Below are 25,923 nucleotides of genomic sequence, written 5' to 3'. Positions count from 1 at the left end.
ATGGTCGAATCGCCCTCCATTCGCCAGCGTTTGCGCCATGCGTTTTCGACACTGCCGCGGCCGAGTCGGCGCACCGTGTTGTACGGCCTGCTGATCGTGCTGATGCTGATTTTTGCATCGCTGATCGTCACGACCAGCCGCTGGCTGCGCGCCTCGCGCATCGATCTCACCACCGACCAGCTGTACACCCTCACCCCTGGCACGCTGCACATCATCGATACGCTGCAGCGCCCGCTGAAAATCACCCTGTATTTTTCCGACCACGCGGCACGCGATCTGCCGCAGCTGCGCAGCTACGAGCAGCGCGTCAGCGAAATGCTGCAGGAAATGGTGGCGCGTTCGCACGGGCGTATACAGCTGCAGATCGTCGACCCGGTGCCTTACTCCGACGACGAGGCCAGCGCGGAAGGCAGTGGCCTCACCGCGGCCAGCGGCGGCACCAACGGCGAGCGGATGTTTTTCGGCCTCGCCGGCACCGCGGTGGCCGCCACCAACGACGGCGCGCCTGCAGATGCCGCGGCAGCGGATGGCGATGCAACCGAAGATCGGCCGGTGGAGCGGGCGTTGTCGATCCCGTTTTTCGATCCGGCCCGCGAGGCGTTTCTCGAATACGACGTGGCCAAGCTGCTGTATGAGCTGAACCAGACCAGCAAGCCGGAGATCGGCGTGATCAGCTTGCTGCCGATCGACGGTAACCCCGTACTGGGCGAGCAGCCGTGGGCGGTGCTGCAGCAGCTCGGGCAGCTGTTCGATGTCAAAAGACTGGATGCGGACAAGCTTAAGCAGGTCGATGAAAAGATCAAGGTATTGCTGCTGATCCAGCCGCGCCACCTGTCGGCCGACGCGCAGTATGCGATCGACCAGTACGTGCTCCGCGGCGGGCATCTGGCGGTTTTTGTGGATCCTGACGCCGAACTTGACACCGGCACCGATGCATCCAGCTTGGTTGGCGGCGGCCAGCCCGATCAGAGCTCGGATCTGCCGCGCCTGTTCGCTGCGTGGGGTGTGCTTTTCGATCCGACAAAGGTCGTGCTGGACCGCGCGCGCATGCTGTCGATCGAGCAGGGCGGCAATAGCTTCAATCATCCGGCCATGCTCGGGCTGGGCTCGCAGGAGCTCAACCGCAACGATGTCATTACCGCCAGCCTGCAGCGCATCAACGTATCCAATGCCGGTCATTTCGATCTGGCGCCGAATGCGCGCACGCGCCTGATTCCGCTGTTCCAGAGCAGCGCCGAAGCCGAACTGGTGTCGACCCAGCGGGTGATGGCGGCAAGCAACGATCCGACCCAGCTGCTGCAGGGCTACAAGCCGGACAATGCGCACTACGTACTGGCGGCGCGGCTGCGCGGCCCGTTCGATTCGGCGTTTCCCGAACGCGCCGGTAAGGCGGGGCATCTTTCGGTGTCCGTGCCAAATGCCGAGGTGGTGTTGGTGGCCGATACCGACATGCTGAGCGACCGGCTGTGGGTCGAGCCGCAGAATATTCTGGGTCAAACGATGCTGAGGGTGTTCGCCAACAACGGCGATTTCGTCACCAACCTGGTCGACAATCTCAGCGGATCGTCGGCGCTGCTTTCGATACGCGGGCGTTCGACCTCGCAGCGGCCGTTCACCCGCGTGCAGGCGCTGCGCAACGTGGCCGATCAGAAGTTTCTGCAGAAAGAGCACGAGCTGGAACAGCAGCTGGCCGAGACGCGTCGCCGCCTGGAAGAGCTGCAGCCGGCCAAGAGCAGCCAGCCCAGCACCGCCAGTACCGAGCAGCGGCGCGAGATCGAGCAGTTCCGGCAGCGTCAGCTGGCCATCAACAAGGAGCTGCGCGACGTGCAGCACCAGCTCAACGCGGAGATCGACCGGCTGGGCTTCCGCCTGAAGTTCATCAATATCGTGCTGGTGCCGATACTGGTGATTGCGTTTGGACTGCTATACGGCTGGCGTCGATCCCGGCGCAGTCGCGAGCGCCGCTGATGGCGCCGACCTTGGGCCAGGTGCTTGAGTGATCGCCACGCTGCTGAAATGGGTGGTGCCGTGGGAGTTTTCGTGGGTTTTTCTCGCGGTTTTTCTCGTCACCTGCGTGCTGTACGTGCGCGGCAGCCGTCGGCTGACGGTGAGCTTCAGCCGGCAGCTGGTGTTCTGGATCGGCATGGCGATCATCTACCTGTCGCTGCAGACGTATCTGGACTATTACGCCGAGCACGAGTTCTTCATGCACCGCATCCAGCAGGTGCTGCTGCATCATCTGGCGCCGCTGCTGATCGTCACGGCGTATCCGGCCAGCGTGCTGCGCGCCGGTCTGCCGCTGGCGTTTCGCGTACGTGTGCTGCGGCCGCTGCAGCGATCGTGGCCGTGGCGCTTGGTGATGGGCGTGCTGCTGAATCCAGCGGTGGCGACGGTGATGTTCATCGGCTTCATCCTGATCTGGCTGATCCCGTCGCTGCAGACCACGGCCATGCTGGACTGGCGCGTGTACCGTTTCATGAACTGGACGATGCTGATCAGCGGCTTCGCCTACTGGTCGCTGGTGCTCGACCACCGGCCGCATCCGCCCGGCCGCATGATCGCCGGGCTGCGCGTGCTGTCGCCGGCGATCACCATGACGCCGCAGATTCTGGCCGGCGCCATCGTCACGTTTTCGAAAACCGACCTTTATCCCATCTTCGAAATCTGCGGGCGCGCGTTTACCTTCAACGTGCTGACCGGTCAGCTGATCGGCGGCGTGATCACCTGGGTGCCGGCAGCGCTGATCGAATCCATCGGCGGGCTGATGGCCCTGCGACAGTGGCTGTGGCTGTCGCGCCACGGCCGCCTGCCGCGCCGCGTACCTCGGCAGGCGATCGTTCGCTCATCCAGCGGCACCGTATTGAACAAGTAATCCGGAAGGCTTTAGCTACCGGCATCCACCGCATTGGCGGGGCGGGCCACGAAATCGGTAACCAGCGTGCTGCCATCGGCGAATTTCAAGTTCATGCGAACCGTGTCGCCGGGCTTCACCGGATGCGTCGACTTCATCAGCATGAGGTGGTAGCCGGCCGGCGCCAGTGTGGCTGTGCCGTGCGCCGGTACGGTCACCGAGTCGACCATGGCCATGCGGCTCATGCCGCCCTCGCTGGAACTTTGGTGCAACATCACGTCGGCGTAAGCGTCGCTACTGGCGCCTTTCAGGGCGACCGGCTGATCGCCGCTATTTTCCAGCGTGACATACGCGCCGGCGGGCAGCTCGCCCGGCAGCACGCGCAGCCATGCGTGGCTGGCTCGAACGTGTTCGGCCTCAGTGGCCTGGGCAGCGCCGGTCAGCAGCAATCCGGTCACGAGAAACAGCAGTGCCTGTGGCTTCATGATGGGTTTCCGTTGTCGAGCAGCAGGTGCAAATCGTGCACCAGATCATCCTGGGAGTCGGCCGGTGTGGCCAGCACGCGCGCCGCGCCCTTGCTGTCGAAGACGTACATGGCCGAGCTGTGGCTGACTTCGTAATTGCCGTCCTTGCCGTCCGGCTCGCGCGTATACGCCGAGCGATAGCGCTTGCTCAGCGCTTCGATGTCGCGCGGATCACCGGTCAGGCCGACGGCGCGTGGGTCGAACGCATTCACGTAGGCATGCATCACGGGCGGCGTGTCGCGCGTCGGATCGACGCTGACGAACAAGATCCGTGCCTTGTCCGCCAGCGGCCCCAGCCGCTGCATCACCACGTGCAACTGCGCCATGGTCAGCGGGCAGACGTCGGGGCAGTGGGTGTAGCCGAAATACAGCACCACGACCTTGCCGCGATAATCCGTGCCGGTGACCGGCTTGCCGTGATCGTCGGTGAGCTTGAAATCGAGGTCGGGCATGTGGCCGCTGACGTCGGTCAGCCGGAACGGCAGCTTCTTGTCGCGATGACATCCCACCAGCGTCCCCAGCGCGAGCAGAAGGAAGAGCAGGGCGAGGTGCTTGGGATGAAGGAGCTTCATGCGAGAATCCAGACGGTTCATCCCATCAAGCATACGACACCGGCCCCGAGTCGGCGTTGATCCATTCGAAAGGCCGCTCATCATGCGTCAGCTCGTCAGTACCCGAACCGCCCTGCTGGCTGGAACGGCGGGCGCTAGCGCGGTATTGCTCGGTGCCTTCGGTGCGCATGCGCTGCAGAAGGTGCTCGACGCACACAGCCTCGAGCTGTGGCATACGGCGGTGAACTATCACGTCTGGCACGCGCTGGCGCTGGCTCTTGCGGTAGGCCTGGGCGCGGGCCGCAGTCGACGGGTGGCGATCATGGCCTTCGCTCTCGGCATCGTGTTGTTCAGCGGCAGCATCTACGCACTCGCCTTGGGCGCGCCGCGCTGGACCGGGATCATCACGCCGTTCGGCGGCCTGGCTTTCATCATCGGCTGGATGGCGCTCGGACTGTCGTTGCGCTGGCGTCGCGACTGACGCCGAAGCCGGTGTCAACCGGCTGCGTCATCCCCGTGTCATGCAGCGGCGTCAGCATGCCGCTATGGACATGCTCACCCGCTCGCGCATTTTAGCCTGGATTCTGGCTCCGGCCTCGCTGGCAGCGCTCGTCGTCGTGGTGATGAGCGGCTTCGGTCTGAATCACGCGGCGCCGCTGGCCGGCGTGACACCGGCCACGCCGACGACGCTGGTTCATTGGCACGATGCCAGCCGCGACTGGCTGCTTGTCGGCGACGGCGCGAGCGACCGGTTGAGCATCTACAACGCCATCGACGGTAGTCTGGTACGGCGCGTTGCCGTGCGGCACGGCCTCAACGACGCCAACGCACTCGCCCAGCGCGACGGTCGCCTGTTCGTTGTCGGCGATGATGGAAAGCTCGGTGAATTGAGCTTGCCGCAGCTGCAGATGGTCGCCGCCAACCGGCCCTGAATCGTCCCTACAGGCTGCCGGCCAGGGGCCACGCCACGTGCAGTACAAGGTCGGCACCGAAGTGCGCAAGCATCGCGTGTTCTAGTCCCCATTTCCAGAACAGCCCACCGGTGACGGCGCCTACCAGCGCGTTCAGCAGAATGATCCGCGAGATGGGCAAAAACGCGGGCTTCATGCCCGCGGCAAACGCCGCCGGCAGATGGCCTGCGCCGAACAGCAGCGCCGCCAGCGCGATCGCAGCGACGAACGTCCACGGTCGGGCTCTTCGGCGATTGAGTCGTGCCAGCAGCCATACGAATAGGCTGGCGAGGAATAGCCGGCATTCCACCTCTTCCACGAAGCCGCCATAAAACGATGCCAGCGCACCGCGCCATGCCCAGCCCATCGACGGTGCTGCCGCTGTGGCCGCAGGGTGAGGCAGCAGCCGGCTGATGGCGATGACGAGCCATCCCGCCAGCATGCCCAGCGCGAGGCCGATGAACCAGTGCGGTCGCGCTGCGGGATCACGCGGTTGGCGATAAACCCAGGCACGCAGCCATGGTGCATCCAGTCCGTACCGCGTTCCCAGAACCAGGCCGAGCCAGCCCAGCAGCAGGCACAGCACGCCGGACTGCGCCGATTGCAGCAGCATCACGATCCACCAGGGTTGCCGCAGCATGGCGAATTTCAGCGGCATCATCGCGAGCAGGTAGGGAAACAGCAGCAGGGTTGCGATAACGCCGGCGACGCCGAAACACAGGGCAAGTTTCAGGTGCGGCCCGCGTCCTGGCATTGGCTGCGATAGTTCAGACATGGTCGTAGCGATTACGGCTGCAGAAACACGTGGAAGCCGGAAATCTGGCCAGCGGGCGTACAGACCACCACGGCGTTGGCGACCTTGTCGCCGAAATGCAGCGGTGTCACCACGATGTCGTTGCCGTCTTTTTGCACGAGCCGGGCGTTATCGCGGGCGCCGAGGGCGCCCCACCGTTCCGGAAGTTTTTCCCAAAAACTTTGCAGCCTTTCCGGGGTAAGTACCTTCATTTTTGTGTCGAAGTCGGCGCCAGCGACGGCGTATTGGCCGTGATCGAGATCGTCCAGCAGCTTGCTGGACATGGCTTTGCAATCAGCCGCCTGGGCGGAGAGTGCGCTTGCGGCTGAAAGAAAAAAGAGTGTCGCGACAAGCCATGGGCGATGTTTCATCGAAAGCTCCTTTTGAATGCATCAGATTCAGGCGAATGCTCAGTTTTTTGGCGTCGCGGGTAGATCAGCCGGCCTCTTCGTCGGTATCGGACGGCTTGCCGCCCTTCATTCGCCCCGCCTTGCGCAGCGCTTCCCGCAGCACGTATTCGATCTGCGCATTGACGCTGCGCAACTCGTCGTCAGACCACTGCTGCATGGCCTTCAGCACATCGGCGCCGATGCGCAGCGGATAGGCTTTTTTCTCAGCGGCCATGCGTTCGCTTGGTTTCCCGCAGGTGCAGCAGCATGAAGAGCATTAGCAGCACTAGAGCGCAAAGTCCGCCGATAAAGATTACGTGGGCCAGATTGTTGCTGGCTTGGTCGTAGCCGCCCTGATAGCGGAACACGGCGAATCCGAACATCCATGTCGCCATCGCAAAAAAGACATTGCCTATATCCCGGCCGGCGCGCCGGCGTTTTGCCTCATCGACTTTGTTCCAGTCGACGACGCCATGCACCAGCCCCTGCGGGCCGCGAGTGCGAATCGTCCAGCCCAGTACCGCCACTACGGCGGCGGTGAACAGATGGATCAGCAGTTCGGAAAGTGGTGTGGACATGGCGGAACTCCTCAGCCGCTGTAGAGCGAGCCGGTATTCACCACTGGCTGGGTGCCGCGCTCACCGCACAGCACCACGAGAAGATTGCTGACCATCGACGCCTTGCGCTCCTCGTCGAGTTGCACCACGCCGCGTTTGGAGAGCTGATCGAGCGCCATCTCGACCATGCTCACAGCGCCCTCGACGATCTGCGTGCGTGCCGCGATGATGGCGCCGGCTTGCTGCCGCTGCAGCATGGCCTGGGCAATTTCCTGCGCGTAGGCGAGGTGGCTGATGCGCGCCTCGACCACTTGCACGCCGGCCTTGCCTAACCGGGTCTGGATTTCGTCGCGCAGGTGCGAGTTGATCACCTCACCGTGGCTGCGCAGCGAGGCCTTGCTGTCGTCATGCGCATCGTAGGGATAACTCTGCGCCATCTGCCGCAGCGCTGATTCGCTCTGAATATGCACATAGTTTTCGTAATCGTCGACGCAGAACACCGCTTCGGCGGTATCGACCACCTGCCAGACAACGATCGCGCCGATCTCGATCGGATTGCCGTCGCTGTCGTTGACCTTCAGCTTGCCGCTTTCGAAGTTGCGCACGCGCAGCGACACGCGCTGCTTGCTGTAGAACGGATTGGTCCAGCGCAAGCCCTCCAGGCGTACCGTGCCGGCGTACTTGCCGAATAGTTGCAGTACCTGCCCCTCGTTCGGCGCCACCTGGAAAAAGCCCTTCGCCAGAAACACGGCGGTGGCGACCATCGGCGCGGCAATGGCAGGAAGCCACAGCGGCAGGCCGTTATTGGCATGGGTGACGATGCCAAATCCCATAGCCAGAAGCGCCACGCAGACGACGATAAGTGGAATGCCGGCGATCGAAAAACCCTTGCGTTCGTTCATGAGTACAAGCCCTCCCTTGGTGAGAAAATTAGATATCAAAGTGATATCTATCTGCAAGTGCCTCTAGCGATGGTCATCGGGCAAGGCTCGACCGCAAGGGGCCGCTACGGCCACACCATCGGCCGATCGCCGTGGCCTCGCTTTACAATGCCGGTTTGCCCCCGGAGCACCCGATGAAACCGTTCGGCACCCCTCATTCCCCTCATGCGTTTCGCGTGCTTTTGCTGGGTTCCGGCGAGCTGGGCAAGGAAGTCGCCATCGAGTTGCAGCGTTTTGCGGTCGAGGTAATCGCGGTCGATCGCTACGCCAACGCCCCGGCGATGCAGATCGCCCACCGCAGCCACGTCATCGACATGCTCGACGGCGACGCGCTGCGCGCGCTGATCGAGCGGGAGCGGCCCGATCTGGTGGTGCCGGAGATCGAGGCGATCCATACGCCGACCCTGATCGCGATGGAAAAGGACGGCTTGCACGTGATTCCCACCGCGCGTGCTGCGTGGCTGACGATGGATCGCGAAGGTATCCGCCGGCTCGCTGCCGAAGAGCTGAAGCTGCCGACCTCGCCGTATCGTTTTTGCGACGACGAACGACAATACCGCGACGCCGTGGCGTCCATCGGTCTGCCGTTCGTGATCAAGCCGGTGATGAGTTCCTCGGGCAAGGGCCAGAGCGTGGTCAAGCGCGAGGACCAGCTGCAGGCGGCGTGGGATTACGCGCAGTCCGGTGGCCGCGCCGGCAAGGGGCGCGCCATCGTCGAGGGCTTTGTGGCCTTCGATTACGAGATCACCTTGCTCACCGTCCGCCACAAGGCGGGCGTGAGTTTCTGTGCACCGATCGGCCATCGCCAGCAAGACGGCGATTACCGCGAATCGTGGCAACCGCAGGCCATGAGCGATATTGCGCTGGCCGAGGCGCAGCGTCAGGCCGAAGCGATCACCGGCGCGCTGGGCGGCTGGGGCGTGTTCGGCGTGGAGTTTTTCGTCAAGGGCGATGCGGTGATTTTTTCTGAAGTCAGCCCGCGGCCGCACGATACGGGACTGGTGACGCTGATCTCGCAGGATCTGTCCGAATTTGCGCTGCACGCGCGCGCCATTCTCGGTTTGCCGATTCCGTTGATTCACCAGGCAGGGCCATCGGCGTCGTGCGCGGTGCTGGTGGAAGGCGATGGCGAAGCGCCGCGTTATCACGGGGTGGCCGAAGCGTTGGCCGAGCCAGACACGCAGCTGCGCATCTTCGGCAAGCCGACCGTCAAGGGTCGCCGCCGTATGGGCGTGACGCTGGCACGCGCCGAAACGGTGGAGTCGGCGATAGCGAAGGCCAAGCGCGCGGCCGGCTGCCTGCGCATCGAGCTGTAATCTAGACGTTGCATCGATCGGGTTCCACACGAAACGACAAATCTCCGCGTCGTTCGCACGACGCCAACTTGATAAGGGACGGCTATGCAATCGACGGGCTTCGCACACTGGCTGATCGTGGTGGTGGAGATCGGCGCGGCCATCGCGCTGATCGTCCTGGCGCTGGGCGTGCTGGTCATCGCGTCGATGTGGTTTATCGACAGGAGCCAGAAGGCCAACTCGGTGTTGCGCAATTTTCCGGTAGTCGGCCACTTCCGCTACTGGTTTCTGCATCTGGGCGAGTTCTTTCGCCAATACCTGTATTCCAGCGACCGCGAGGAAATGCCGTTCAATCGGGCTGAACGCACCTGGGTTTATCGCGCGGCCAAGAATGTGGAGAACACGGCGGCGTTCGGCTCCAGCCGCGACCTTCGCGCCGAAGGCGTGCCGTTTTTCGTCAACGCGCCGTTTCCCGATCTCGGCCAGGAGCATGTCGAACCGGTGCCGGTGACGATCGGTCCGTACGCGCGTGAGCCTTACAGCCATTCGGCGTTTTTCAATATCTCGGCGATGAGCTTCGGTGCGCTGTCGGCGCCGGCCGTGCGGGCGCTGTCGCGCGGCGCGGCCAAGGCCGGCATCTGGATGGATACCGGCGAGGGTGGCCTGGCGCCTTACCACCTCGAAGGCGGCTGCGATATCGTGTTCGAGATCGGCACCGCGAAATATGGCGTGCGCACGCCCGACGGCGAACTCGACGACGCCAAGCTGCTGGCGATCTGCGCGCACAAACAGGTGAAGATGGTCAGCATCAAGCTCGGGCAGGGCGCCAAGCCGGGCATGGGCGGCTTGCTGCCCGGGGCCAAGGTCACCCCGGAGATCGCCGAGATTCGCGGCATCCCGGTCGGCAAGGATTCGCAAAGCCCGAATCGCCATCTGGACATCGGCAACATCTATCAGCTGCTGGACAAGATCACGCACATCCGCGAGCTGACCGGCAAGCCGGTCGGGTTCAAGGCGGTGTTCGGTGGCGTGGAGTGGATCGCGGATCTTTGCGACGAAGTGAAAAAGCGCGGCATTCAGAGCGCGCCGGATTTCATCATCGTCGACGGCTCCGAAGGCGGCACCGGCGCGGCGCCGCAGACGCTGATGGAAGGCGTGGGCCTGCCGCTGCACGAAGCGCTGCCGGCCGTACTCGATGTGCTGATCAGCAAGGGCCTGCGTGAGCGCATCAAGGTGATCTGCTCGGGCAAATGCATTACCGCCTATGACGTGGCGTGGGCGCTATCGCTCGGCGCGGATTTCGTCAACTCGGCGCGCGGCTTCATGCTGGCGCTGGGCTGCATCCAGTCGCTGCAGTGCAACCGCAATAGCTGCCCTACCGGCATCACGACACAGAATCCGAAACTGCAGCGCGGTCTGGTGGTCGCCGACAAGAGCGAGCGCGTCTATCACTATGCCGACAACGTGATGCACGAGGTCGGCATCATTGCGCACAGCTGTGGCGTCAGCGAGCCGCGCCAGCTCAACCGCAGCCACTGCCGCGTGGTGGGTAATGACGGTTTGTCCGTGCCGCTGGAAAAGCTCTACCCCTATCCGAAAGTGGACAGACTGCCGGAAAACGCGTGATTTGTAGGTTGGGATGAGCGTATGCAAATCCCAACATGACGAGCGACGAAATTGGGATTCGCTGCGCTCATCCCAACCCACGAAAGCGCCTACGAAGGCGTCATTGCCACCCAGCTGCCACTCTTGCGAATCTCCAGCGGCGGAAAGCGACGCTTGTAGTCCATCTTCGGATGGCCGTCTATCCAGAAGCCCAGGTAGAGCCACGGTATGCCGCGGCGGCGAGCCAGTTCGATCTGCTGCAGGATGGCGAAGGTGCCGAGGCTGCGTGCCGATTCGGTGGGATCGAAAAACGTATAGACGGCCGACATCCCGTTGAGGCAGACGTCGGTCACGGCGATACCGAGCAGGCGTTCGGCCTGGCGAATTTCCAGAAACAGCGTGGGGCTCCACGGCGCGGTGAGGAAGCGGCGGAAGTCGCTGGCTTCGGCGTCGTCCATGCCGCCACCGGAGTGGCGGCTACGCAGGTAGGTTTCGTACAGCGCATGCCGCTCGCGGTTGTAGCCGGGTATGCATTCGATAATGCTGAGGTCGGCATTGCGCTTGAGGCAGCGTCGCTGCGAGCGATCGGGCTGGAAATCTTCCACGTTCACGCGGCACGGCGTGCACGCCTGGCACTGCGGGCACTGCGGGAAATACAGGTGGCCACCGGCGCGGCGAAAGCCTTGTTCCAGCGCCGGGCCGTAAAGCTTGTCCAGCTGCGGCGCGGCCGGATCGACCACTAGATTCTGCGCCGTGCGATCGGCGTAGTAGCCGCACGCGTGGGGCAACGTCTGGAACAGTCGGATGGTGGGCTCGGCGCGCATGTGTCGATTCTATGCCTGCGCGACCGCGCGAAACCATGTGGCATAACCACATGCGGCATAAAGCCAGGCTGCCGCTAGATGATATGCATATACCGCAGTACCACCATGGCGCAGGCCGCGACCACGGCAATCATCACGATGCGGCGCACGCGCACCACGGTACCGCGGCGCCGATAGGTAGGCGACGGGTTGCGAACGGCAGCCAGCTCGTCGGCATGGCGAATCACCGGTTCGATCCCGATGCTGCGCAGCAGCTCGCGTGCGCGGGTGTAGTCGTCGGCGCGGACGATCCACACCTGCGGCCAGGTTTCGCGGTCATCCGTGCGCTCGGAGTAGCTGAAACGCTGATAGCTCGGCCGGTTCCAGTTGGAACGGTTGGTGACCCTGGCTTCGATGGCGTGCTCGTTCATCAGAGCGACCACGCGGTCGATGTTCTCTTGTCGCTGGGAGGTATAGATCTGGCGCATGCTTGCAGTGTATCAACCGCCGCGCAGACGAATCAGGCCTTCCTGCGCGGTGGAAGCTACCAGCCGGCCGTCGCGGCTGAAGATCTGGCCGCGGGCAAAGCCGCGTGCGCCCTGCGCGGTGGGGCTGTCGAAGGAATACAGCAGCCACTCGTCCGCCCGAAACGGGCGATGAAACCACAGCGCATGGTCGAGGCTGGCCATCTGCACGTTGTGCGTGTAATACGAAATCCCGTGCGGCAGCGTGGCGGTACCGATCAGATTGAAGTCCGACGCGTACGCCAGCAGCGCCCGATGCAGCGCCGGCGTGTCGTCGACCGGTGCGGCGACGCGGAACCAGATGTGCTGGATCGGCGGCCGTTTTACCGGATTCAATCGGTCCTGTGGCCATACGTGCCGAAATTCGATCGGCGAGTCCACGCCCAGCCAACGCTGCAGCTTGACGGGCAGCTTGGCCAGCTGATCGGCGCTCAGCGGCTGCATCGGCTCGATATCCTCCGGCGCAGGCACGTCGGGCATGGAGGACTGGTGCTCGAAGCTTTTCTCCGGAATCTGAAACGAGATCGAGCCGTTGAGAATCGGCTGGCCGTGCTGGATCGCCACCACGCGACGCGACGAGAAGCTGCCGCCGTCGCGGGTGCGCTCCACGCTGTAGACGATCGGCGCGTCGATATCGCCAGCGCGCAGGAAATACGCGTGCAGCGAGTGCGCCTCGCGACTCGGATCGACCGTGTTCTGCGCGGCGGCCAGCGCCTGTCCCAATACCTGGCCGCCGAACACGAATTGCGTGCCGATGTCGCGACTCTGGCCGCGAAACAGGTTGTCTTCCAGCCGCTCGAGATGCAGCAGGTCGACCAGTTCGGCGACGTGATTTTCCAGCATGGGGGCAACTCGTGGCGGGTGAAGTGCGGCAATTATAGCGGCAGCAGCCGGTTCGCCTTCGACGAGCGCGCGAATCTGGCAGCTAAAGTGACCGGGTCAGCCCGCTTTCGCGTGCCACGTCGGGCCAGGGAAACAGCGGGCCGGGATCGAGCTTGCGCGACACCTCCTTGGAAGCGTCGTCGCTGGCGGGCAGGCGGGCGGTATCGAGATCCTCGTGCCCGGCGATGCTGCGCAGATTCGGATGCTCGAGACGCAGCTGCCGGAGCAGGGCGATCAGCGCGGCGATCTGCGCGTCGGTGTAAGGCTCGGTCATGATTTGGTGGCGCGAATCCCACCAATGCGGATAACGCCCCAGATTCACCAGTTCGATGCCGATCGAGTGCGGATTGTGCCCGCGCACATGGTTGGCCACGCGGGTGGTGGGCACGTAGCGGTAAATGCCGCCGTCGCGATCGATGTAGTAGTGGCCGCAGTTGCCGGTGCCATTGTCATGCAGCGGCCGTTCGCCATATTCGCGGGCGGTGGCCAGATCGGGCAGTTCGGTGCAGTGGATGACCACGGTGTCCACCGCGCCGGCATCGCGTTCGGGCAGGCGGTCGATGTACGGCAGCGGCTGATCGTGAATGGTCGGCGTCATGCGTCAAGTCTCGCTGGAAACGCCGCCTGTTACCATGCGCAACTCGCTTATCGCAGTTTCCATGGAGTCGCCATGCGCGGCCAGATCATTCTTTCGCACGGACTCAACGCCGATCCGAGCGCTACCAAGGTCAGCCTGCTGGCGGCGCAGGCCGAGGCTCAGGGCTGGCAGACGCAGCGGCCGGATTATCGCGACGACGACGCGCGCGGGGTTGTTGGCTGCGTGTCCCCACGTATCGCCCGCCTGCGCGCCACGATCGAAGCGCTGCCTACGCCACCGTTGCTGATCGGCTCCAGCATGGGCGCGTTCGTGTCCGGGCTGGCTTCGCTCGACGTGCCGGTGCTCGGGCTCCTGCTGTTGGCCACGCCTAGCGCGATTCCCGGCTATGCGCGGGCGTTCGACCTGCGCAGCGGTGTGCCGACGATGTTGATCCACGGCTGGCGCGACGATGTTTGCCAGCCGGCCGGTGTGCAATTATTTGCTGCGCAGCGCCGTCTGCCGCTGCTGATGCTGGACGACGATCACCGCCTGGGCGCCAGCATGGACGCCATCGGGCTGCAGTTTCAGCGCTTGCTCGATCAGCTGGCGACCGCCGCATGAGCCACTATTTCGCGACATGCCCGAAGGGGCTGGAATATCTGCTGCGCGACGAACTGATTGCGATGGGCGCGCTCGACGTGCGCGAGGCGCTGGCCGGCGCGCATTTTTCAGGCACGCTGGAAACCGCCTATCGTGCCTGCCTGTGGTCGCGACTGGCCAGCCGGATACTTTTGCCGCTGGCGGATTTTGATGCCGCCGATGACGATGCGCTTTATCGCGGCGTGCAGTCGATCGACTGGAGCACGCATCTGGCCGCGCACGGCACGCTGTCGGTCGATGCCGGCACCGCGCTGAGCAAGCTCACCCACAGCCAGTTCATCGCGCAGCGGGTCAAGGATGCCGTGGTCGATCAGTTCCGCCAGCGCGACGGCAATCGGCCGGGTGTGGATACCGACGAGCCGGATATCCGCATCAATCTTCGCCTGCGCCGCGACCGCGCCACCGTGTCGCTCGATCTCGCCGGCACACCGCTGCATCGCCGCGGCTGGCGCGAAGTGCAGGGCGAAGCGCCGCTGAAGGAAAACCTCGCCGCCGCGATGCTGATGCGTGCGCGCTGGCCGGAGGTCTACGCTGCTGGCGGCGCGCTGCTCGATCCGATGTGCGGCTCGGGCACGCTGCTGATTGAAGCCGCGCTGATGGCGGCCGACGTGGCCCCGGGTTTGCGTCGCGAATATTTCGGCTTTCTCGGCTGGCAGCAGCACGATATCGCGCTGTGGCGGGGACTGTTGACCGAAGCGAACGAACGCGCCGAAAAGGGCCTGCGCGAATTGCGCAGCGCGTTCTTCGGCAGCGATGCCGACCCGCGCATGGTGCAGACATCCAAACGCAACGCGCAGGAAGCCGGCGTGGCCGGGTTCTTTACCCTGGATCGGCAGGAGGTGTCGCACACCGCGCCGCCGCCGGGCGTCGACTACGGCCTGGTCATCACCAATCCGCCGTACGGCGAGCGCCTGGGCGAACGTGCCGAAATGCCGCTGCTGTACCGCGCGCTCGGCGACGCGCTGCGCGCGCGCTTCACCGGCTGGCGTGCTGCCGTGCTGGCGGGCGATGTGGAGCTGGGTCGAGCCATGCAGCTGCACGCCGACAAGCGCTACACGCTGTACAACGGCGCGCTGGAAACCGTCCTGCTGACCTTCGATCTCGGTAAACGCGATGAAGCGCCGCGCGAGCGCAAGCCACTGTCGGCTGGTGCGCAGATGCTGAAGAATCGGCTGGAAAAGAACGTCAAGCATCTGCGCAAGCGACTGACGCGCGAGGGCGTGCACTGCTGGCGCGCCTACGATCAGGATCTGCCTGAATACGCCGCGGCCATCGATGTCTACGGCGACACGCACGGCGACGACCATCTGCATATTCAGGAATACCGCGCGCCGGCCGACGTGCCGCCGGATGTCGCACGACTGCGCATGCGCGAGATCGCCCGCGTGGCCGGCGAGGTGCTCAGCGTGCCGCGCGAGCGCATCGCCCTGAAAACCCGCGAACGCGGCAAGGGCGGCTCGAAGTATGGCCAGCTCGATCAGCGCAACGAGTTCATCGAGGTGGAAGAAAATGGCCTGAAATTTCTGGTCAATCTCACCGATTACCTCGATACGGGCTTGTTTCTCGACCACCGGCTGGTGCGTGGCAAGGTGCGCGAGCTGGCCGAGGGTAAATGTTTCCTCAACCTGTTTGCGTATACCGCCACGGCAAGCGTGCATGCGGCGGCAGGCGGTGCGCTGGAAACCACCAGCGTGGACCTCTCGGCCACCTATCTGGAGTGGGCGTCGCGCAATCTCGCACTCAACGGATTCAGCGGTTCCAGCCACCGTTTGATGCAGTTCGATGCGCTGGAATTCCTGCAGCGCGATCGCGGGCATTACGGGCTGATCTTTGTCGATCCGCCGACGTTCTCCAACTCCAAACGGGCGGAAGACTTCGACGTACAGCGCGATCACGTCAAGTTGCTCGACGCCTGCAATGAGCGCCTCACGCGAGACGGCGTGATCGTGTTTTCCAACAACTTTCGCCGCTTCAAACTGGACCGGGAAGGGCTGGAGCAGCGCTTCGTGATCGAGGACTGGACGGTGCCCAGCATCCCGTTCGATTTCGCCCGCCGCGCCGATATTCACGGCTGCTGGCTGCTGCGTCGTCGCGCCGCTGACCCCGGGGTAAATCCATGGGATTCGGCCCGGATTAAAAAGTAAACGCTTCAGTTCACATTAAGCCCCGGAAGCCGAGCATAAGCATCGTACAGAGGGCCGAAAAAGGCCCGTACATACGGAGAACTGCCATGAGCATCAAACGTTTCAGTAGTGCGAGCAAGATGTTGGCCCTCGGCCTTGCTGTAACCGCGGCGGTCGCCATGCCGCTTAGCGCATCGGCACGCGGCTGGGGCGGATACGGTGGCGGTTACGGCGGATACCACGGCGGTTACGGTGGATACCACCGCGGCGGTTACTGGAGCGGCGGCCGCTGGATCGGTGGTGCCATCGTCGCTGGTGTCGTTGGCGGTCTCGTTTACAGTGCGACGCGTCCTGCCCCTGTTTACTACAACTACGGCCCGCCGGTCGTGTACACGCAGCCCACCGTTGTGTACCAGAGCGCTCCCGTCGTAACAAGTACGGTAACGACTTACAGCGCGCCTACTCAGTATGTCCGTGACGACGGCTACTACGGCAACTGATCCGATCAAAAGCCTTTAGACCAAGCGATACGGAAGCCCGGCTCAATGCCGGGCTTCTTGCTTTTGTGCAGCGTGCCAATGGTGCACGACCTATCGGCGACTTTTGAAGGCTAGTCCGCCGTAGGCAGATCACAAGATTTCAACGTCGCCCCCGGCATGCTTGCGTCCATGTTTTTCAGCCATCCTCCGCGCCGCGTCGTTGTCATAGCCACCGCGCCGAGGGTCAGAGCGAAGGATGGTTGCCATGGCTAGCGAAAGTTTTCTGTTTTCTGCGTCGACCGCGTCCCGCTTCGACCGGGTTCGTCGCACGACGGTCGAACTGGTCGCGGGCCTGACCGCCGAAGACCTGTTGGTGCAATCCATGCCGGATGCCAGTCCCGGCAAATGGCATTTTGCTCACACCACGTGGTTTTTCGAGCATTTCGTGCTCGGCAGCAATCCATCTTATAAGCCGCGCGACCCTGCCTGGCATTTCCTGTTCAATTCTTACTACCAGTCGATCGGGCCGATGCACGCGCGGCCGCACCGCGGGCTGATATCGCGCCCTTCGCTGCAGGAAGTGTTCGCCTTTCGCGAGCGGGTGGATGCGGACGTGATGGCGCTGCTGTCCAACGATCCGAATGCGGAACTTGTGGAGTTGGTCGAGCTGGGTCTGCATCATGAACAACAGCATCAGGAGCTGCTGCTCACCGATATCAAGCATGCGCTTTGGTGCAATCCTTTGATGCCTGCGTACCACGAGCGCAAGCGTGGTTCGGCGACCGCTGCATTCGTCCCACTGCGCTTTGTAGCAGGACGCGAGGGCATCGTCGAAACCGGCCACCGCGGTGAGGGCTTCGCCTTCGACAATGAAACGCCTCGTCACCGTACGCTGCTGCAGCCGCATGCGCTGGCCAACCGGCTGGTAACCAACGCCGAATACCTCGCCTTTGTCAGAGAGGGGGGTTACCGAGAGCCCGGTCTGTGGTTGTCCGATGGCTGGTCCACCTTGCAACGCGAGGGTTGGCAGCGACCGATGTACTGGCAGGACGACCTGGCCAGTGAATTCACGCTGGCGGGTGTGCAGGCCATTGAGCCGAACGACCCGGTGTCGCATCTGAGTTATTTCGAAGCCGAGGCGTTTGCGCGCTGGGCCGGTTCGCGACTGCCGACCGAGGCCGAATGGGAGTCTGCCGCACGCGGTCTGCCGGTTGCGGGCAACTTGCAGGACGAAAAGCTTTTTCATCCTGCCGCCGCCACGGCCGGCGACGGCCTGCTGCAGATGTACGGCGACGTTTGGGAATGGACGGCGTCGCCCTACATCAGCTACCCGGGTTTTCAGCCCTTGCCCGGCTCGCTGGGCGAATACAACGGCAAATTCATGAGCGGACAATGGATTCTGCGCGGTGGCTCCTGTGCCACGCCGCGTGACCATGTCCGCGCTACCTATCGCAACTTTTTTCCACCCCATGCCCGCTGGCAGTTTGCCGGGCTACGATTGGGACAAGACCAATGAACGCGCAAGTCTCGGGTATTCATGACGACGATCGTCGTCCACCGTCCAGCGAGTTGCTGGAAATCGCTCAGCGCGGATTGTCGCTGAAGCCGAAGCGTCTGCCGTCGTGGCTGTTTTACGATGAGCGCGGCTCGGCGCTTTTCGACGAAATCTGCGAGCAGCCGGAGTATTACCTCACGCGCAGCGAGATTGCGCTGATGGACGAACACGCCGGCAGCATCGCCGATACGCTGGGCAGCGACGTTCGCCTGGTGGAGTACGGCAGCGGCAATGCGCGCAAGACGCGCATGCTTTTGCAGCATCTACACGAACCGGTGGCCTATGTGCCGGTGGAAATTTCGGCCGAGCCGCTGCGCGAGAGCGTGGATCGACTTGCCGCCGAATTTCCCGCGCTGCCGGTGCAGCCGCTCGGCGCCGATTTCACCAAGCCGCTGCGTCTGCCGATTCCGCCGCGCGCGCCGCGTCGTACGGTGCTGTACTTTCCGGGTTCGACAATCGGCAATTTCGATAACCGCGCCGCTGCGGTTCTGCTGCGCAAGATGCGCAACGAGATGGGCGATGCCGGCGGTATCCTGATCGGTGTCGATCTGAAAAAAGACCCCATGGTCATCGAGGCAGCCTACAACGACGCCGCGGGCGTGACTGCGGCCTTTACGCTCAACATGCTCACGCGGCTGAATCGCGACGTCGGCAGCGACTTCGACCTATCGGCTTTTCGCCACCGCGCGCACTACAACCCCATGGCCGGCCGTATCGAAACGCATATCGTCAGCAGTAAGGCGCAGCAGGTGAAGCTGGGCAAGAGCAGTGTGGCCTTCCGCGAGGATGAGGCGATCCAGGTCGAGTACAGCTGCAAGTATTCGCTGGCGGATTTCGAGGCGCTGGCGGCGAAGGCCGGGCTGGCGGTGCTGCGTGTTTGGACCGACGCGCAGAAAATGTTCAGCGTGCAGTATCTCGTGCGTGCCAGTACGGTCGCGCGCTGAACTGCGTTTGCTTGCTGAAAGCGGCACAGGCTGCCGGCATTATCGATCCGCTTGAAGTCATCCAAAAAAATCCGCCCCAAGGGCGGATTTTTTTATGTCAGTTGCCGTTGTCGGCTGGCCGCTGTTGTCCGGGGGCGGGGCGGTTATTGCCCGGGCCGGAACCCGGACGTCGATTGCCACCGGGATTGCCCTGACCGGGTCGCGAGGGCCGGTTGCCGTTGTTCGGGTTGCCTTGACCGGGACGGCCCGCACCGCCGCCCGGTTGTGGACGTACGGGAGGGCGATTGCCTGCGGGTGGACGCGTTGGGCGCGAGGGCGGGCGGTGCTGCACCGGCGGCCGCGGCGGCGGGCGTTGAATCGGCCGAGGTGGTGGACGGTGCGGAACCGGTCGGGCGTACCAGCGGCTGCGGTCGCGGTAGAACGGCCGGTTCCGATAGTAGCTGTCCCAGTAGCTGCCGATCACGAAGCTGACGATCGGTATGCCGATCTGTGCGCCGTAGGCCGGCACCAGCACGCGCTGATTCTGATAGTTGTATTGCAGATAGTTGCCGGCGATCCAGCCGCGGTTGCCGAAGGCGACGACATCGCACCATTCCCAGCCATCCGTGCATCCTTGGATGGCCAGTTGAGTGCCCACGGGAATCGTGGCGATCAGCGGATAACTGGTATCCGGCCCTGCACGAAGATTGACGTTGGCGGTGGCGAACCCGTCGGCAGCGTGGGCGAACACTGGCGCGGCGAGAAGTAACGCGATCAGCCAAGCGAGAACCGGATGCTTCATGACATCAATCTCCGTCGGTGAGGTCGAGCGAATATGCCAGCAGGCGATCCAGCCAGTGGGTTTATCGCCGGTCGCAAGACAGTGTTCCTGTTCCAGCTGTAGCGCAAGAGTCGAGCAAACCTCTTGGTGTGATACTCCCCTGAGCGAGCGCGGAGTACACAGCTGCCCCCGCGCTTGGTGCGCTTATTTGCTGCCGTACAGCGCTTTCACGTCTTGGCTCAGCGACGACTGGCTGTCTTCGCGCGCGTAGAACATGTGGCCGCCGGCGTATTCCTTCACCTGCACGCGGGTCGGATCACCCATGGCCGGCATCTGATCGACCGCGAGTATCGACACCATGAACGGGCAGGAGAGATCGTCCCAGCCGTGGGCGATCAGCACGCGCAGGCCGGGATCGTTCGCCACCGCCTCGCGCAGCTGCGACACCGAGCCCTGATTTGCATCGTCGTCCTCGTGCCACAGCTTGTTCACGTCATAGCTCAGCGCGTTGTAGCGACCGTCGTACTTCCAGCCGACCGTCTGCGTGACGAAGTTGACCATCGCCGTGGTGGTGGGCGCTATGATGCCGTTGAGGATCGGATCGCCGGTTTCCTGATGCGGCGCATACGGGAACGGGTCCCACGCGGTGACGTTGGAGTCGTAGCGGCTGCCGAGTTTGCCCTGGGCGCGGTAGACCTCGCGCAGATAGGCCTGCGTTTCCAGCCGCCCGCCGGAACGCTTCACGAACAGCGGATCGAGTCCGGTCAGTTCGGTGACTTTCTGGATCATCCGCTCGGTGGCCTGCGGATCGGAGCGGCCTTTCATCAAGGTAGTGGCGTAATCGCCGCGGGTGTATTCGATGATCGGCGCCATGGTTTCGGGCGTCAGCCGGTGTTCGCGTTCGAGATAAGCGGCGGCGATCGATGGCAGCGTCTGCATCCAGGGCAGCGGCGACACGTTCTCGTCGTTGGACGCTGCGGCGTCGAGATACGGCGACAGCAGTACCAGACCGTTCATCGCCACGCCGAGCTGGGTCTGCAGATAGTCGGTGATGCGCGGGCCGCGGAAGCCGCCGTAACTTTCGCCCACCAAATATTTGCGCGAGGTCATGCGGCCGTTCTTGACCAGCCAGTCGTAGACGATGCGCGACAGGTATTTGATGTCGTTGTCGGTGCTGTAGAACTGCTTGGTGGCTTCCTTGTCATCCACCAGCGCGCGGCTGTAGCCGGTGCCGATCGGATCGATGAAGACCAGATCGGTAAAGCCCAGCCAGGTGCCGGGATTGTCGTGCAAGGTGGTGGGTGCCGAAGGGGTGTCGCCCTCCACGCCGAAGTTGACCTTCTTCGGTCCGATCGCGCCGAAATTGAGGTAGACCGACGATGCGCCTGGGCCACCGTTGACCGCGAACGTCACGGGCCGATCCTTGCCGCCCATGGTGTAGGCGGTGAACACCACCTCGCCGGTGATGGTTCCCTTTTCGTCGCGCACGGGCAGCGAGCCCACGGTCACCGTGTACTTGAGCGAGCGGCCATTCACGCTTGTGCTCTGCGAGACGTGTGCGTCGGCGGGCAGCGGCGGCAGGTGGAAACCATTGCCGGCACTGCCTTCATCGGTTGGCGATTTGTCCGACGTGTGACCATCGGCAGCGATAGCCGACCCGTTGAAGCCGGCCAGCACGAGTGCCGCGAGCACGGCAGATTGCAAAAGCTTGCGCACGAGTTCGTTTCCCATCGATCAAAGGCACAAGACTAGCTGCCCGATGCTCGGCGGGAGTGTGCATAAAGGCATGGTCGGGAAGTTTGCCCGACGTGCCATCGAGCTGCGCTCGACCGCTGACCGCACACGGCAGAACGGGACGATTCGCATCGTCCCGTTCCTGGTCATTGCTGATGTGAATCGGGGGGTGACGCTCGATCAATGACCGTTGTCGTCATGATGATCGTTGTCACGGTGCCCATCGCCGTGAGCGACTGCGTGCGCCTGTGATGGTGGCGGCTGCGGTCGGCCCTGACCGCCTTGCATGGGTTGGCCTGGCGCCGGTTGCCCGACCGGTGCCTGACCCTGACCTTGTCCTTGATACTGATGCCGATACTGGTCTGGACGTTGTTGCTGGCCCTGCTGCGGCTGGCCTGGACGTTGATCCTGACCCTGCTGCGGTGGGCGCTGCCCCGGATATCCGGGGCTTAGCGGCCTCAGATGGTCCGGTCGCTGATCGCCTGAATAGCCGGGCCTCGGCTGACCATCGTAGTTGCCATGGTTCGACCCATGCCATGGGCCGACACCGCCGGGGCCGCCCGGCCGGCCGGGATAGGGGCCGCGCGGCGGTGGCGGTGGCGGGCGCCGCACGTAAGGCCGGTTGTACCAGTTGCCACGGTCGCCGTAGAACGGACGGCTGCGGTAATAGCGATCCCAGTATGTGCCGATGCTGAAGGCCACGATGGGAATGCCGATTTGCGCGCCGTAATCCGATAGCAGAACCGGCTGATCGCGGTACTCGTACTGGATATAGTTGCCGGCGATCCAGCCGCGGCTGCCATCATTTTCGTTGATCACATCGCACCACTCCCAGCCGTCGGTGCAACCCTGCACATCGACTTCGGTGCCGCTCGGTAGCTGATCGACCAGCGGATAGCTCGGGTCGGGCCCTGCGCGCAGGTTCACGTTGTCGACCACATAGCCTTCGGCGGCAAAGGCGCAGACGGGGGCCGCCAGGCACAGCGCAGCGAGAGAAGACCAAAGCTTGCGTTTCATCACGTCGATCTCCGGCGAAAAAAGAGCGCGCTCTTTATCTATCGAGCGCGCTCACTTTATAAGCGCTTTTTCGCAGCATCGCGTGGATTTCACGCTGTGGCTTTGGCTCGCCGTTCAGGCAGCTTTTTTCGGAACAAACCGCAGCGCCACGGCATTCATGCAGTAGCGCAGGCCGGTCGGCTTCGGGCCGTCGTCGAAAACATGGCCCAGATGGCTGTCGCAGTTGGCGCAGCGAATTTCTACCCGGTCCATGCCGAACGTGCTGTCGTGTTTTTCGATCACGTTGATCTTGGCGATCGGTTGCCAGAAGCTCGGCCAGCCGGTGCCCGAGTCGAATTCGGTGGCGGCGTCGTACAGCGCCGTTGCGCAGCCGGCACAGCGAAAAAGACCGGGGCTGGCGGGCTTTTCGTGATCGCCACTGAAGGCACGCTCGGTGCCGTCGCGACGCAGCACATCGAAGCTCGCTGGCGACAATCGCTGCTTCCATTGCGCATCGCTGAGGATCAGTCGGGGCATCGGGTGTGCCCCCAGATCTTTACCGTCGTCGGAAAAAACCTCGAGCAATACCTTGCCCGGTTTGCCGATCGGCATATTTTCAGCCACGGAGTCCGCCGCGAACAATCGTGGAAGGAAAAGACCGCCGCCGATGGCCAGCACGGCACCGCCGGTGACGGCAGCACGAATGAAGTGACGACGATCCGCCGCAAGTGTTTCATTGATACGTGACATGGAAACCTCCGTTGAATCAGATGCAGCAGAAACGATGCCGGTGGCGTGTTGTCATTTCACGGCGAACGCCGCAAGACGAGCAGGTCCACTGGCGATCACTCAGGGTCAGCCGAACGTGAAGGCATAGGCTTGCACGCCAGGGTCAAGAAATTCGATGTCGAACAGGCGCTCGCCGCTGCCGCCGGCTTGGCGCACCAGCTGGTAAAGCCGCTGCGCGTCGATCACGCCGTTGCCGTCGGCGTCGGTATCCATGCCGTGATCCGCACCCGGCGCCTTGCCGTCGATGTGTACACGAAAGCGGATCGGTTTGCCGTCGGCCGCGGGGCCGAGCACCAGGTGCAGGTCGCGTCCGCGGAAGCGATAGACGACGTGCCCGCCAGCCTTGTCCAACTGCGCGTTTTCCGCGTGCACGGTCCAGCGCCCGTCGAGTGACCACTGGTTGCTGGTCAGCGTGTCGGGCGCGCGGTAATCCCAAGCGTCGTCGTGCGCGACCTTGCCGCCGGCGAAGTTCAGTGCCCGGGCGTAGCCGACGTAGGTTTCCGGCGATACCGTGGCGCTGCGCGATGCGGCCGCTTCGACACCTTGCTGCGTTCCGCTGACGTAGCCGCCAGGCAGGTTCTTCTGACCGGCTTCGGTCAGCAGACGGCGCAGCAGATCCTCGCTTTCCGCATAGCCGCCTTCGCCGAAGTGATGATGGCGAATCTGTCCTTCGGCATCGACGAAGTAATGCGCTGGCCAGTACTGGTTGTGGAAGCCTTGCCATATTGCATAGTTGTCATCCAGCGCGACCGGGTAGTCCACGCCCAGATCCTTTACTGCCTTGGCGACATTGGCTGGATCTTTCTCGAAGGCAAACTCGGGTGCGTGCACGCCGATCACCACCAAGCCGTGATCCTTGTACTTGTCGGCCCAGCCGCGCACATACGGCAGCGAGCGGATGCAGTTGATGCAGGAGTAAGTCCAGAAGTCGACCAGCACTACTTTGCCGCGCAGCGATTCGGTAGTCAGCGGTGGGCTGTTGATCCACTGCGTAGCACCGGCGAGCGACGGCATCTGGCCTTCCACCGGCAGCGCGGCGCCGGCCTGCGGCACGGACTCGGGCGCCTGCGGCGGACTCACCGCATTGATCAGCTTCTGCTCGATGCCGCCGGTACTGGTCAGCGAAACGCGGGTCAGCCACCCCGTATCGACGCCCAGCGCAATGGCGGCGACACCGGCCAGCACCAGCACGCCGAGCCCGCGGCGTACCCATTCGCCGGCGCCGAGCGAGCGCTTCATCAGCGCAAACACCTTGCCGCCGATCAGCAGCGCCACACCAAGCGATGTGGCGGCACCTAGGGCGTAGATCAGCAACAACAGGGTGGTCTGCACGCTGGCGCCGTTCAGTGCCGCCGCGGTCAGCAGCAGGCCCAGAATCGGCCCGGCACACGGCGCCCACAGCAGGCCTGTCGCTACGCCTAGGCCAGCCGCCGACCAGATCGAATCCTCGTTACCCGACGAGCCTTGGGACAGCTTATTGCCCAGCGCCACAAACGGGCGAGTGATCCACTCCGCCAGGTGCGTCGACAGCAGGGTCAGGCCGAGAAACGCCAGTACCACCAGCGCAACGATACGGCCGTACTGGTTCGCGTGTACTGCCCAGCCGCCGCCCAGAGCCGCCAGCGTGGCGACCGCCGCAAAGGTAATGGCCATGCCCAGCAGCATGGGCAGGCCGTTGCGCGCGAATGGTCGATCCGAGCGGGCAAACACAAATGGCAGCACCGGCAGGATGCAGGGGCTGAGGATGGTCAGCACGCCGCCAAGAAACGCGAGGATCAGAATAATCATGTACGCATCATTGGATTCAGGAGGTTCCACAGACTATTCGTCGACAGCGGCGTTGCGGTTACCAGGAAGCGGCAAAGCGTTTCACGGAATTCGTGAGTTATCTGCTGACGAGTTCTACTTACGGGGTAACCCCAGCCACAGATGCGGCGAAAGCACTCCAGAAGATGCATCTATTCGGAGTGATCGTGCCGCACAGCTTGACCGCCAACGCCTTCATGGGTCTAGATAGCGCTCTTTCCCCGTGGGCGAGCGTTACCCGAACCGTGCAGGCTGAAGCCGTATCCGCTAGCGCCAATGAAACGCCCGACCAGCGTCGGGCGCGGCTCATGTCGGCTGCCCAGTCGGGCGACCGGCGTGCGTACGAGCGGGTACTGGCCGACTCGATCCTGCTGATTCGCCTGGCGGCGCGGCGACAGGGCGTCGCTACGGATCGTCTGGATGACGTGGTGCAGGAGACGTTGATCACGGTCAATCGTGTGCGCCACACCTACGACCCCTCGCGGTCGTATGACGCCTGGCTGACCGCGATCGCCAATCGCCGCGCTATCGATGCGCTGCGCAGCCGCGGCCGGCGCGACAGTCGCGAGCTTCATGACGACATGGCTTTCGACAACCATGCCGATATCGACGATGCCAGTGCGGCGACTGAGCAGATGCAGCGCGCGCAGCGCCTGCGCGAGGCTATCGCCGAGCTGCCGCCGGGTCAGCGCGAAGCCGTTGAGCAGATGGGTCTGCACGAACGGTCACTGAGCGAAGCGGCCGAATTGACTGGCCGCAATACCGGCGCATTGAAGGTCAATCTGCATCGCGCGCTGAAGGCGTTGCGCGAACGTTTCAACGGAGAGCCGTGATC

28 protein-coding genes are annotated in these 25,923 nt (G+C 63.5%); 12 read left to right on the top strand and 16 right to left on the bottom strand.

The features are described 5' to 3' along the window. Both HDE78_RS04480 and HDE78_RS04475 read left to right on the top strand, forming a co-directional pair. A complete protein-coding gene (locus HDE78_RS04480; RefSeq protein WP_179477328.1) occupies window positions 1-1,968 on the top strand; it encodes a Gldg family protein in 1,968 nt (655 codons plus the stop codon). A gap of 28 nt (window positions 1,969-1,996) precedes the next feature. Further along, window positions 1,997-2,872 (top strand): cytochrome c oxidase assembly protein, encoded by an 876-nt coding sequence (locus tag HDE78_RS04475; protein WP_179477327.1) that lies wholly within the window; start codon window positions 1,997-1,999, stop codon window positions 2,870-2,872. A gap of 11 nt (window positions 2,873-2,883) precedes the next feature. Here HDE78_RS04475 and HDE78_RS04470 read toward each other — a convergent pair whose 3' ends face one another. Together HDE78_RS04470 and HDE78_RS04465 are read right to left on the bottom strand one after the other, a co-directional pair. Then, on the bottom strand, window positions 2,884-3,336 hold the full coding sequence (locus HDE78_RS04470) for a copper chaperone PCu(A)C (RefSeq protein ID WP_179477326.1): 453 nt from the start codon (window positions 3,334-3,336) through the stop codon (window positions 2,884-2,886). After that, window positions 3,333-3,947: an SCO family protein gene (locus HDE78_RS04465; RefSeq protein ID WP_179477325.1), complete on the bottom strand. Its 615-nt coding sequence runs from the start codon at window positions 3,945-3,947 to the stop codon at window positions 3,333-3,335. The genes HDE78_RS04470 and HDE78_RS04465 overlap by 4 nt, the downstream gene beginning before the upstream one ends. A gap of 82 nt (window positions 3,948-4,029) precedes the next feature. On the opposite strand from HDE78_RS04465, the gene HDE78_RS04460 reads away from it, so the two are divergent. Then, window positions 4,030-4,407: a DUF423 domain-containing protein gene (locus HDE78_RS04460; protein WP_179477324.1), complete on the top strand. Its 378-nt coding sequence runs from the start codon at window positions 4,030-4,032 to the stop codon at window positions 4,405-4,407. 64 nt (window positions 4,408-4,471) lie between these two features. Further along, window positions 4,472-4,858 carry a hypothetical protein gene (locus HDE78_RS04455; RefSeq protein ID WP_179477323.1) on the top strand — a complete coding sequence of 129 codons (387 nt, stop codon included), beginning with the start codon at window positions 4,472-4,474 and terminating at the stop codon, window positions 4,856-4,858. A 7-nt stretch (window positions 4,859-4,865) separates the two neighbouring features. On the opposite strand, the gene HDE78_RS04450 is transcribed toward HDE78_RS04455, so the two are convergent. From HDE78_RS04450 to HDE78_RS04430, 5 genes are all read right to left on the bottom strand, one after another. Then, window positions 4,866-5,651: a CPBP family glutamic-type intramembrane protease gene (locus HDE78_RS04450; protein ID WP_179477322.1), complete on the bottom strand. Its 786-nt coding sequence runs from the start codon at window positions 5,649-5,651 to the stop codon at window positions 4,866-4,868. An 11-nt stretch (window positions 5,652-5,662) separates the two neighbouring features. Next, window positions 5,663-5,953: a DUF3887 domain-containing protein gene (locus tag HDE78_RS04445; RefSeq protein ID WP_179477321.1), complete on the bottom strand. Its 291-nt coding sequence runs from the start codon at window positions 5,951-5,953 to the stop codon at window positions 5,663-5,665. Window positions 5,954-6,104: 151 nt separating this feature from the next. Continuing rightward, window positions 6,105-6,293, bottom strand: a complete 189-nt coding sequence (locus tag HDE78_RS04440) for an Arc family DNA binding domain-containing protein (RefSeq protein ID WP_179477320.1) — start codon at window positions 6,291-6,293, stop codon at window positions 6,105-6,107. Next, window positions 6,283-6,636 (bottom strand): hypothetical protein, encoded by a 354-nt coding sequence (locus HDE78_RS04435; protein WP_179477319.1) that lies wholly within the window; start codon window positions 6,634-6,636, stop codon window positions 6,283-6,285. The genes HDE78_RS04440 and HDE78_RS04435 overlap by 11 nt, the downstream gene beginning before the upstream one ends. 11 nt (window positions 6,637-6,647) lie before the next feature. After that, window positions 6,648-7,517 carry an SPFH domain-containing protein gene (locus HDE78_RS04430; RefSeq protein ID WP_179477318.1) on the bottom strand — a complete coding sequence of 290 codons (870 nt, stop codon included), beginning with the start codon at window positions 7,515-7,517 and terminating at the stop codon, window positions 6,648-6,650. 173 nt (window positions 7,518-7,690) lie between these two features. Here HDE78_RS04430 and purT point away from each other — a divergent pair, with 173 nt between their 5' ends. Continuing rightward, window positions 7,691-8,872 (top strand): formate-dependent phosphoribosylglycinamide formyltransferase, encoded by a 1,182-nt coding sequence (gene purT / locus HDE78_RS04425; RefSeq protein WP_179477317.1) that lies wholly within the window; start codon window positions 7,691-7,693, stop codon window positions 8,870-8,872. Window positions 8,873-8,956: 84 nt separating this feature from the next. After that, on the top strand, window positions 8,957-10,477 hold the full coding sequence (locus HDE78_RS04420) for an FMN-binding glutamate synthase family protein (RefSeq protein ID WP_179477316.1): 1,521 nt from the start codon (window positions 8,957-8,959) through the stop codon (window positions 10,475-10,477). Window positions 10,478-10,566: 89 nt separating this feature from the next. Here HDE78_RS04420 and HDE78_RS04415 read toward each other — a convergent pair whose 3' ends face one another. From HDE78_RS04415 to HDE78_RS04400, 4 genes are all read right to left on the bottom strand, one after another. Then, window positions 10,567-11,280 (bottom strand): arginyltransferase, encoded by a 714-nt coding sequence (locus HDE78_RS04415; RefSeq protein WP_179477315.1) that lies wholly within the window; start codon window positions 11,278-11,280, stop codon window positions 10,567-10,569. Window positions 11,281-11,354: 74 nt separating this feature from the next. Beyond that, window positions 11,355-11,747, bottom strand: a complete 393-nt coding sequence (locus HDE78_RS04410) for a hypothetical protein (protein ID WP_179477314.1) — start codon at window positions 11,745-11,747, stop codon at window positions 11,355-11,357. Window positions 11,748-11,759: 12 nt separating this feature from the next. Beyond that, window positions 11,760-12,626: an acyl-CoA thioesterase II gene (tesB, locus tag HDE78_RS04405; protein ID WP_179477313.1), complete on the bottom strand. Its 867-nt coding sequence runs from the start codon at window positions 12,624-12,626 to the stop codon at window positions 11,760-11,762. Between the two features lie 82 nt (window positions 12,627-12,708). Then, on the bottom strand, window positions 12,709-13,263 hold the full coding sequence (locus tag HDE78_RS04400; RefSeq protein WP_179477312.1) for an N-acetylmuramoyl-L-alanine amidase: 555 nt from the start codon (window positions 13,261-13,263) through the stop codon (window positions 12,709-12,711). A 72-nt stretch (window positions 13,264-13,335) separates the two neighbouring features. On the opposite strand from HDE78_RS04400, the gene HDE78_RS04395 reads away from it, so the two are divergent. The 5 genes from HDE78_RS04395 (at window position 13,336) to egtD (ending at window position 19,003) form a co-directional block, all read left to right on the top strand. Next, on the top strand, window positions 13,336-13,863 hold the full coding sequence (locus HDE78_RS04395; protein ID WP_179477311.1) for an alpha/beta hydrolase: 528 nt from the start codon (window positions 13,336-13,338) through the stop codon (window positions 13,861-13,863). Further along, a complete protein-coding gene (gene rlmKL / locus HDE78_RS04390; RefSeq protein WP_179477310.1) occupies window positions 13,860-16,046 on the top strand; it encodes a bifunctional 23S rRNA (guanine(2069)-N(7))-methyltransferase RlmK/23S rRNA (guanine(2445)-N(2))-methyltransferase RlmL in 2,187 nt (728 codons plus the stop codon). The genes HDE78_RS04395 and rlmKL overlap by 4 nt, the downstream gene beginning before the upstream one ends. Before the next feature lie 86 nt (window positions 16,047-16,132). Beyond that, window positions 16,133-16,525: a hypothetical protein gene (locus HDE78_RS04385; RefSeq protein WP_179477309.1), complete on the top strand. Its 393-nt coding sequence runs from the start codon at window positions 16,133-16,135 to the stop codon at window positions 16,523-16,525. Between the two features lie 244 nt (window positions 16,526-16,769). After that, window positions 16,770-18,020 carry an ergothioneine biosynthesis protein EgtB gene (egtB, locus tag HDE78_RS04380; RefSeq protein WP_179477308.1) on the top strand — a complete coding sequence of 417 codons (1,251 nt, stop codon included), beginning with the start codon at window positions 16,770-16,772 and terminating at the stop codon, window positions 18,018-18,020. Further along, entirely contained in the window at window positions 18,017-19,003 is a 987-nt protein-coding gene (gene egtD / locus HDE78_RS04375; RefSeq protein WP_179477307.1) for an L-histidine N(alpha)-methyltransferase, read from the top strand. Before egtB ends, egtD begins: the two co-directional genes overlap by 4 nt. A gap of 97 nt (window positions 19,004-19,100) precedes the next feature. Here egtD and HDE78_RS04370 read toward each other — a convergent pair whose 3' ends face one another. The 5 genes from HDE78_RS04370 to HDE78_RS04350 form a co-directional block, all read right to left on the bottom strand. Further along, a complete protein-coding gene (locus tag HDE78_RS04370; protein ID WP_179477306.1) occupies window positions 19,101-19,784 on the bottom strand; it encodes an SH3 domain-containing protein in 684 nt (227 codons plus the stop codon). 183 nt (window positions 19,785-19,967) lie between these two features. Continuing rightward, window positions 19,968-21,479 carry a peptidase S10 gene (locus tag HDE78_RS04365; protein ID WP_179477305.1) on the bottom strand — a complete coding sequence of 504 codons (1,512 nt, stop codon included), beginning with the start codon at window positions 21,477-21,479 and terminating at the stop codon, window positions 19,968-19,970. Window positions 21,480-21,677: 198 nt separating this feature from the next. Continuing rightward, entirely contained in the window at window positions 21,678-22,514 is an 837-nt protein-coding gene (locus tag HDE78_RS04360; protein ID WP_179477304.1) for an SH3 domain-containing protein, read from the bottom strand. Window positions 22,515-22,628: 114 nt separating this feature from the next. After that, window positions 22,629-23,243, bottom strand: coding sequence for a peptide-methionine (R)-S-oxide reductase MsrB (gene msrB, locus HDE78_RS04355; RefSeq protein ID WP_179477303.1), 615 nt, complete (start codon window positions 23,241-23,243; stop codon window positions 22,629-22,631). Window positions 23,244-23,348: 105 nt separating this feature from the next. Continuing rightward, window positions 23,349-25,070: a cytochrome c biogenesis protein DipZ gene (locus HDE78_RS04350; RefSeq protein ID WP_179477302.1), complete on the bottom strand. Its 1,722-nt coding sequence runs from the start codon at window positions 25,068-25,070 to the stop codon at window positions 23,349-23,351. Between the two features lie 164 nt (window positions 25,071-25,234). On the opposite strand from HDE78_RS04350, the gene HDE78_RS04345 reads away from it, so the two are divergent. Further along, the gene (locus HDE78_RS04345; RefSeq protein WP_255457624.1) at window positions 25,235-25,921 is read left to right on the top strand and encodes a sigma-70 family RNA polymerase sigma factor; all 687 of its coding nucleotides are present in this window, start codon (window positions 25,235-25,237) and stop codon (window positions 25,919-25,921) included. Window positions 25,922-25,923 lie beyond the last annotated feature (2 nt).

This window comes from Rhodanobacter sp. K2T2 (assembly GCF_013408815.1).
Lineage (GTDB): Bacteria > Pseudomonadota > Gammaproteobacteria > Xanthomonadales > Rhodanobacteraceae > Rhodanobacter.
The sequence above is the reverse complement of the archived record's forward strand: the minus strand, read 5'-3'. Positions and strand labels throughout refer to the sequence as shown.

Excerpts from the sequence above, each read along its gene's own strand:
- HDE78_RS04345 (WP_255457624.1), top strand. The coding sequence starts at position 25,235 with ATGCATCTATTCGGAGTGATCGTGCCGCACAGCTTGACCGCCAACGCC.
- HDE78_RS04470 (WP_179477326.1), bottom strand. The coding sequence starts at position 3,336 with ATGAAGCCACAGGCACTGCTGTTTCTCGTGACCGGATTGCTGCTGACC.
- HDE78_RS04415 (WP_179477315.1), bottom strand. The coding sequence starts at position 11,280 with ATGCGCGCCGAGCCCACCATCCGACTGTTCCAGACGTTGCCCCACGCG.
- HDE78_RS04395 (WP_179477311.1), top strand. The coding sequence starts at position 13,336 with ATGCGCGGCCAGATCATTCTTTCGCACGGACTCAACGCCGATCCGAGC.
- rlmKL (WP_179477310.1), top strand. The coding sequence starts at position 13,860 with ATGAGCCACTATTTCGCGACATGCCCGAAGGGGCTGGAATATCTGCTG.
- HDE78_RS04350 (WP_179477302.1), bottom strand. The coding sequence starts at position 25,070 with ATGATTATTCTGATCCTCGCGTTTCTTGGCGGCGTGCTGACCATCCTC.
- HDE78_RS04385 (WP_179477309.1), top strand. The coding sequence starts at position 16,133 with ATGAGCATCAAACGTTTCAGTAGTGCGAGCAAGATGTTGGCCCTCGGC.
- HDE78_RS04400 (WP_179477312.1), bottom strand. The coding sequence starts at position 13,263 with ATGACGCCGACCATTCACGATCAGCCGCTGCCGTACATCGACCGCCTG.
- msrB (WP_179477303.1), bottom strand. The coding sequence starts at position 23,243 with ATGTCACGTATCAATGAAACACTTGCGGCGGATCGTCGTCACTTCATT.
- HDE78_RS04455 (WP_179477323.1), top strand. The coding sequence starts at position 4,472 with ATGGACATGCTCACCCGCTCGCGCATTTTAGCCTGGATTCTGGCTCCG.
- HDE78_RS04440 (WP_179477320.1), bottom strand. The coding sequence starts at position 6,293 with ATGGCCGCTGAGAAAAAAGCCTATCCGCTGCGCATCGGCGCCGATGTG.
- HDE78_RS04480 (WP_179477328.1), top strand. The coding sequence starts at position 1 with ATGGTCGAATCGCCCTCCATTCGCCAGCGTTTGCGCCATGCGTTTTCG.
- purT (WP_179477317.1), top strand. The coding sequence starts at position 7,691 with ATGAAACCGTTCGGCACCCCTCATTCCCCTCATGCGTTTCGCGTGCTT.
- egtB (WP_179477308.1), top strand. The coding sequence starts at position 16,770 with ATGGCTAGCGAAAGTTTTCTGTTTTCTGCGTCGACCGCGTCCCGCTTC.
- HDE78_RS04450 (WP_179477322.1), bottom strand. The coding sequence starts at position 5,651 with ATGTCTGAACTATCGCAGCCAATGCCAGGACGCGGGCCGCACCTGAAA.
- HDE78_RS04360 (WP_179477304.1), bottom strand. The coding sequence starts at position 22,514 with ATGAAACGCAAGCTTTGGTCTTCTCTCGCTGCGCTGTGCCTGGCGGCC.
- HDE78_RS04420 (WP_179477316.1), top strand. The coding sequence starts at position 8,957 with ATGCAATCGACGGGCTTCGCACACTGGCTGATCGTGGTGGTGGAGATC.
- egtD (WP_179477307.1), top strand. The coding sequence starts at position 18,017 with ATGAACGCGCAAGTCTCGGGTATTCATGACGACGATCGTCGTCCACCG.
- tesB (WP_179477313.1), bottom strand. The coding sequence starts at position 12,626 with ATGCTGGAAAATCACGTCGCCGAACTGGTCGACCTGCTGCATCTCGAG.
- HDE78_RS04465 (WP_179477325.1), bottom strand. The coding sequence starts at position 3,947 with ATGAAGCTCCTTCATCCCAAGCACCTCGCCCTGCTCTTCCTTCTGCTC.
- HDE78_RS04435 (WP_179477319.1), bottom strand. The coding sequence starts at position 6,636 with ATGTCCACACCACTTTCCGAACTGCTGATCCATCTGTTCACCGCCGCC.
- HDE78_RS04370 (WP_179477306.1), bottom strand. The coding sequence starts at position 19,784 with ATGAAGCATCCGGTTCTCGCTTGGCTGATCGCGTTACTTCTCGCCGCG.
- HDE78_RS04460 (WP_179477324.1), top strand. The coding sequence starts at position 4,030 with ATGCGTCAGCTCGTCAGTACCCGAACCGCCCTGCTGGCTGGAACGGCG.
- HDE78_RS04410 (WP_179477314.1), bottom strand. The coding sequence starts at position 11,747 with ATGCGCCAGATCTATACCTCCCAGCGACAAGAGAACATCGACCGCGTG.
- HDE78_RS04445 (WP_179477321.1), bottom strand. The coding sequence starts at position 5,953 with ATGTCCAGCAAGCTGCTGGACGATCTCGATCACGGCCAATACGCCGTC.
- HDE78_RS04430 (WP_179477318.1), bottom strand. The coding sequence starts at position 7,517 with ATGAACGAACGCAAGGGTTTTTCGATCGCCGGCATTCCACTTATCGTC.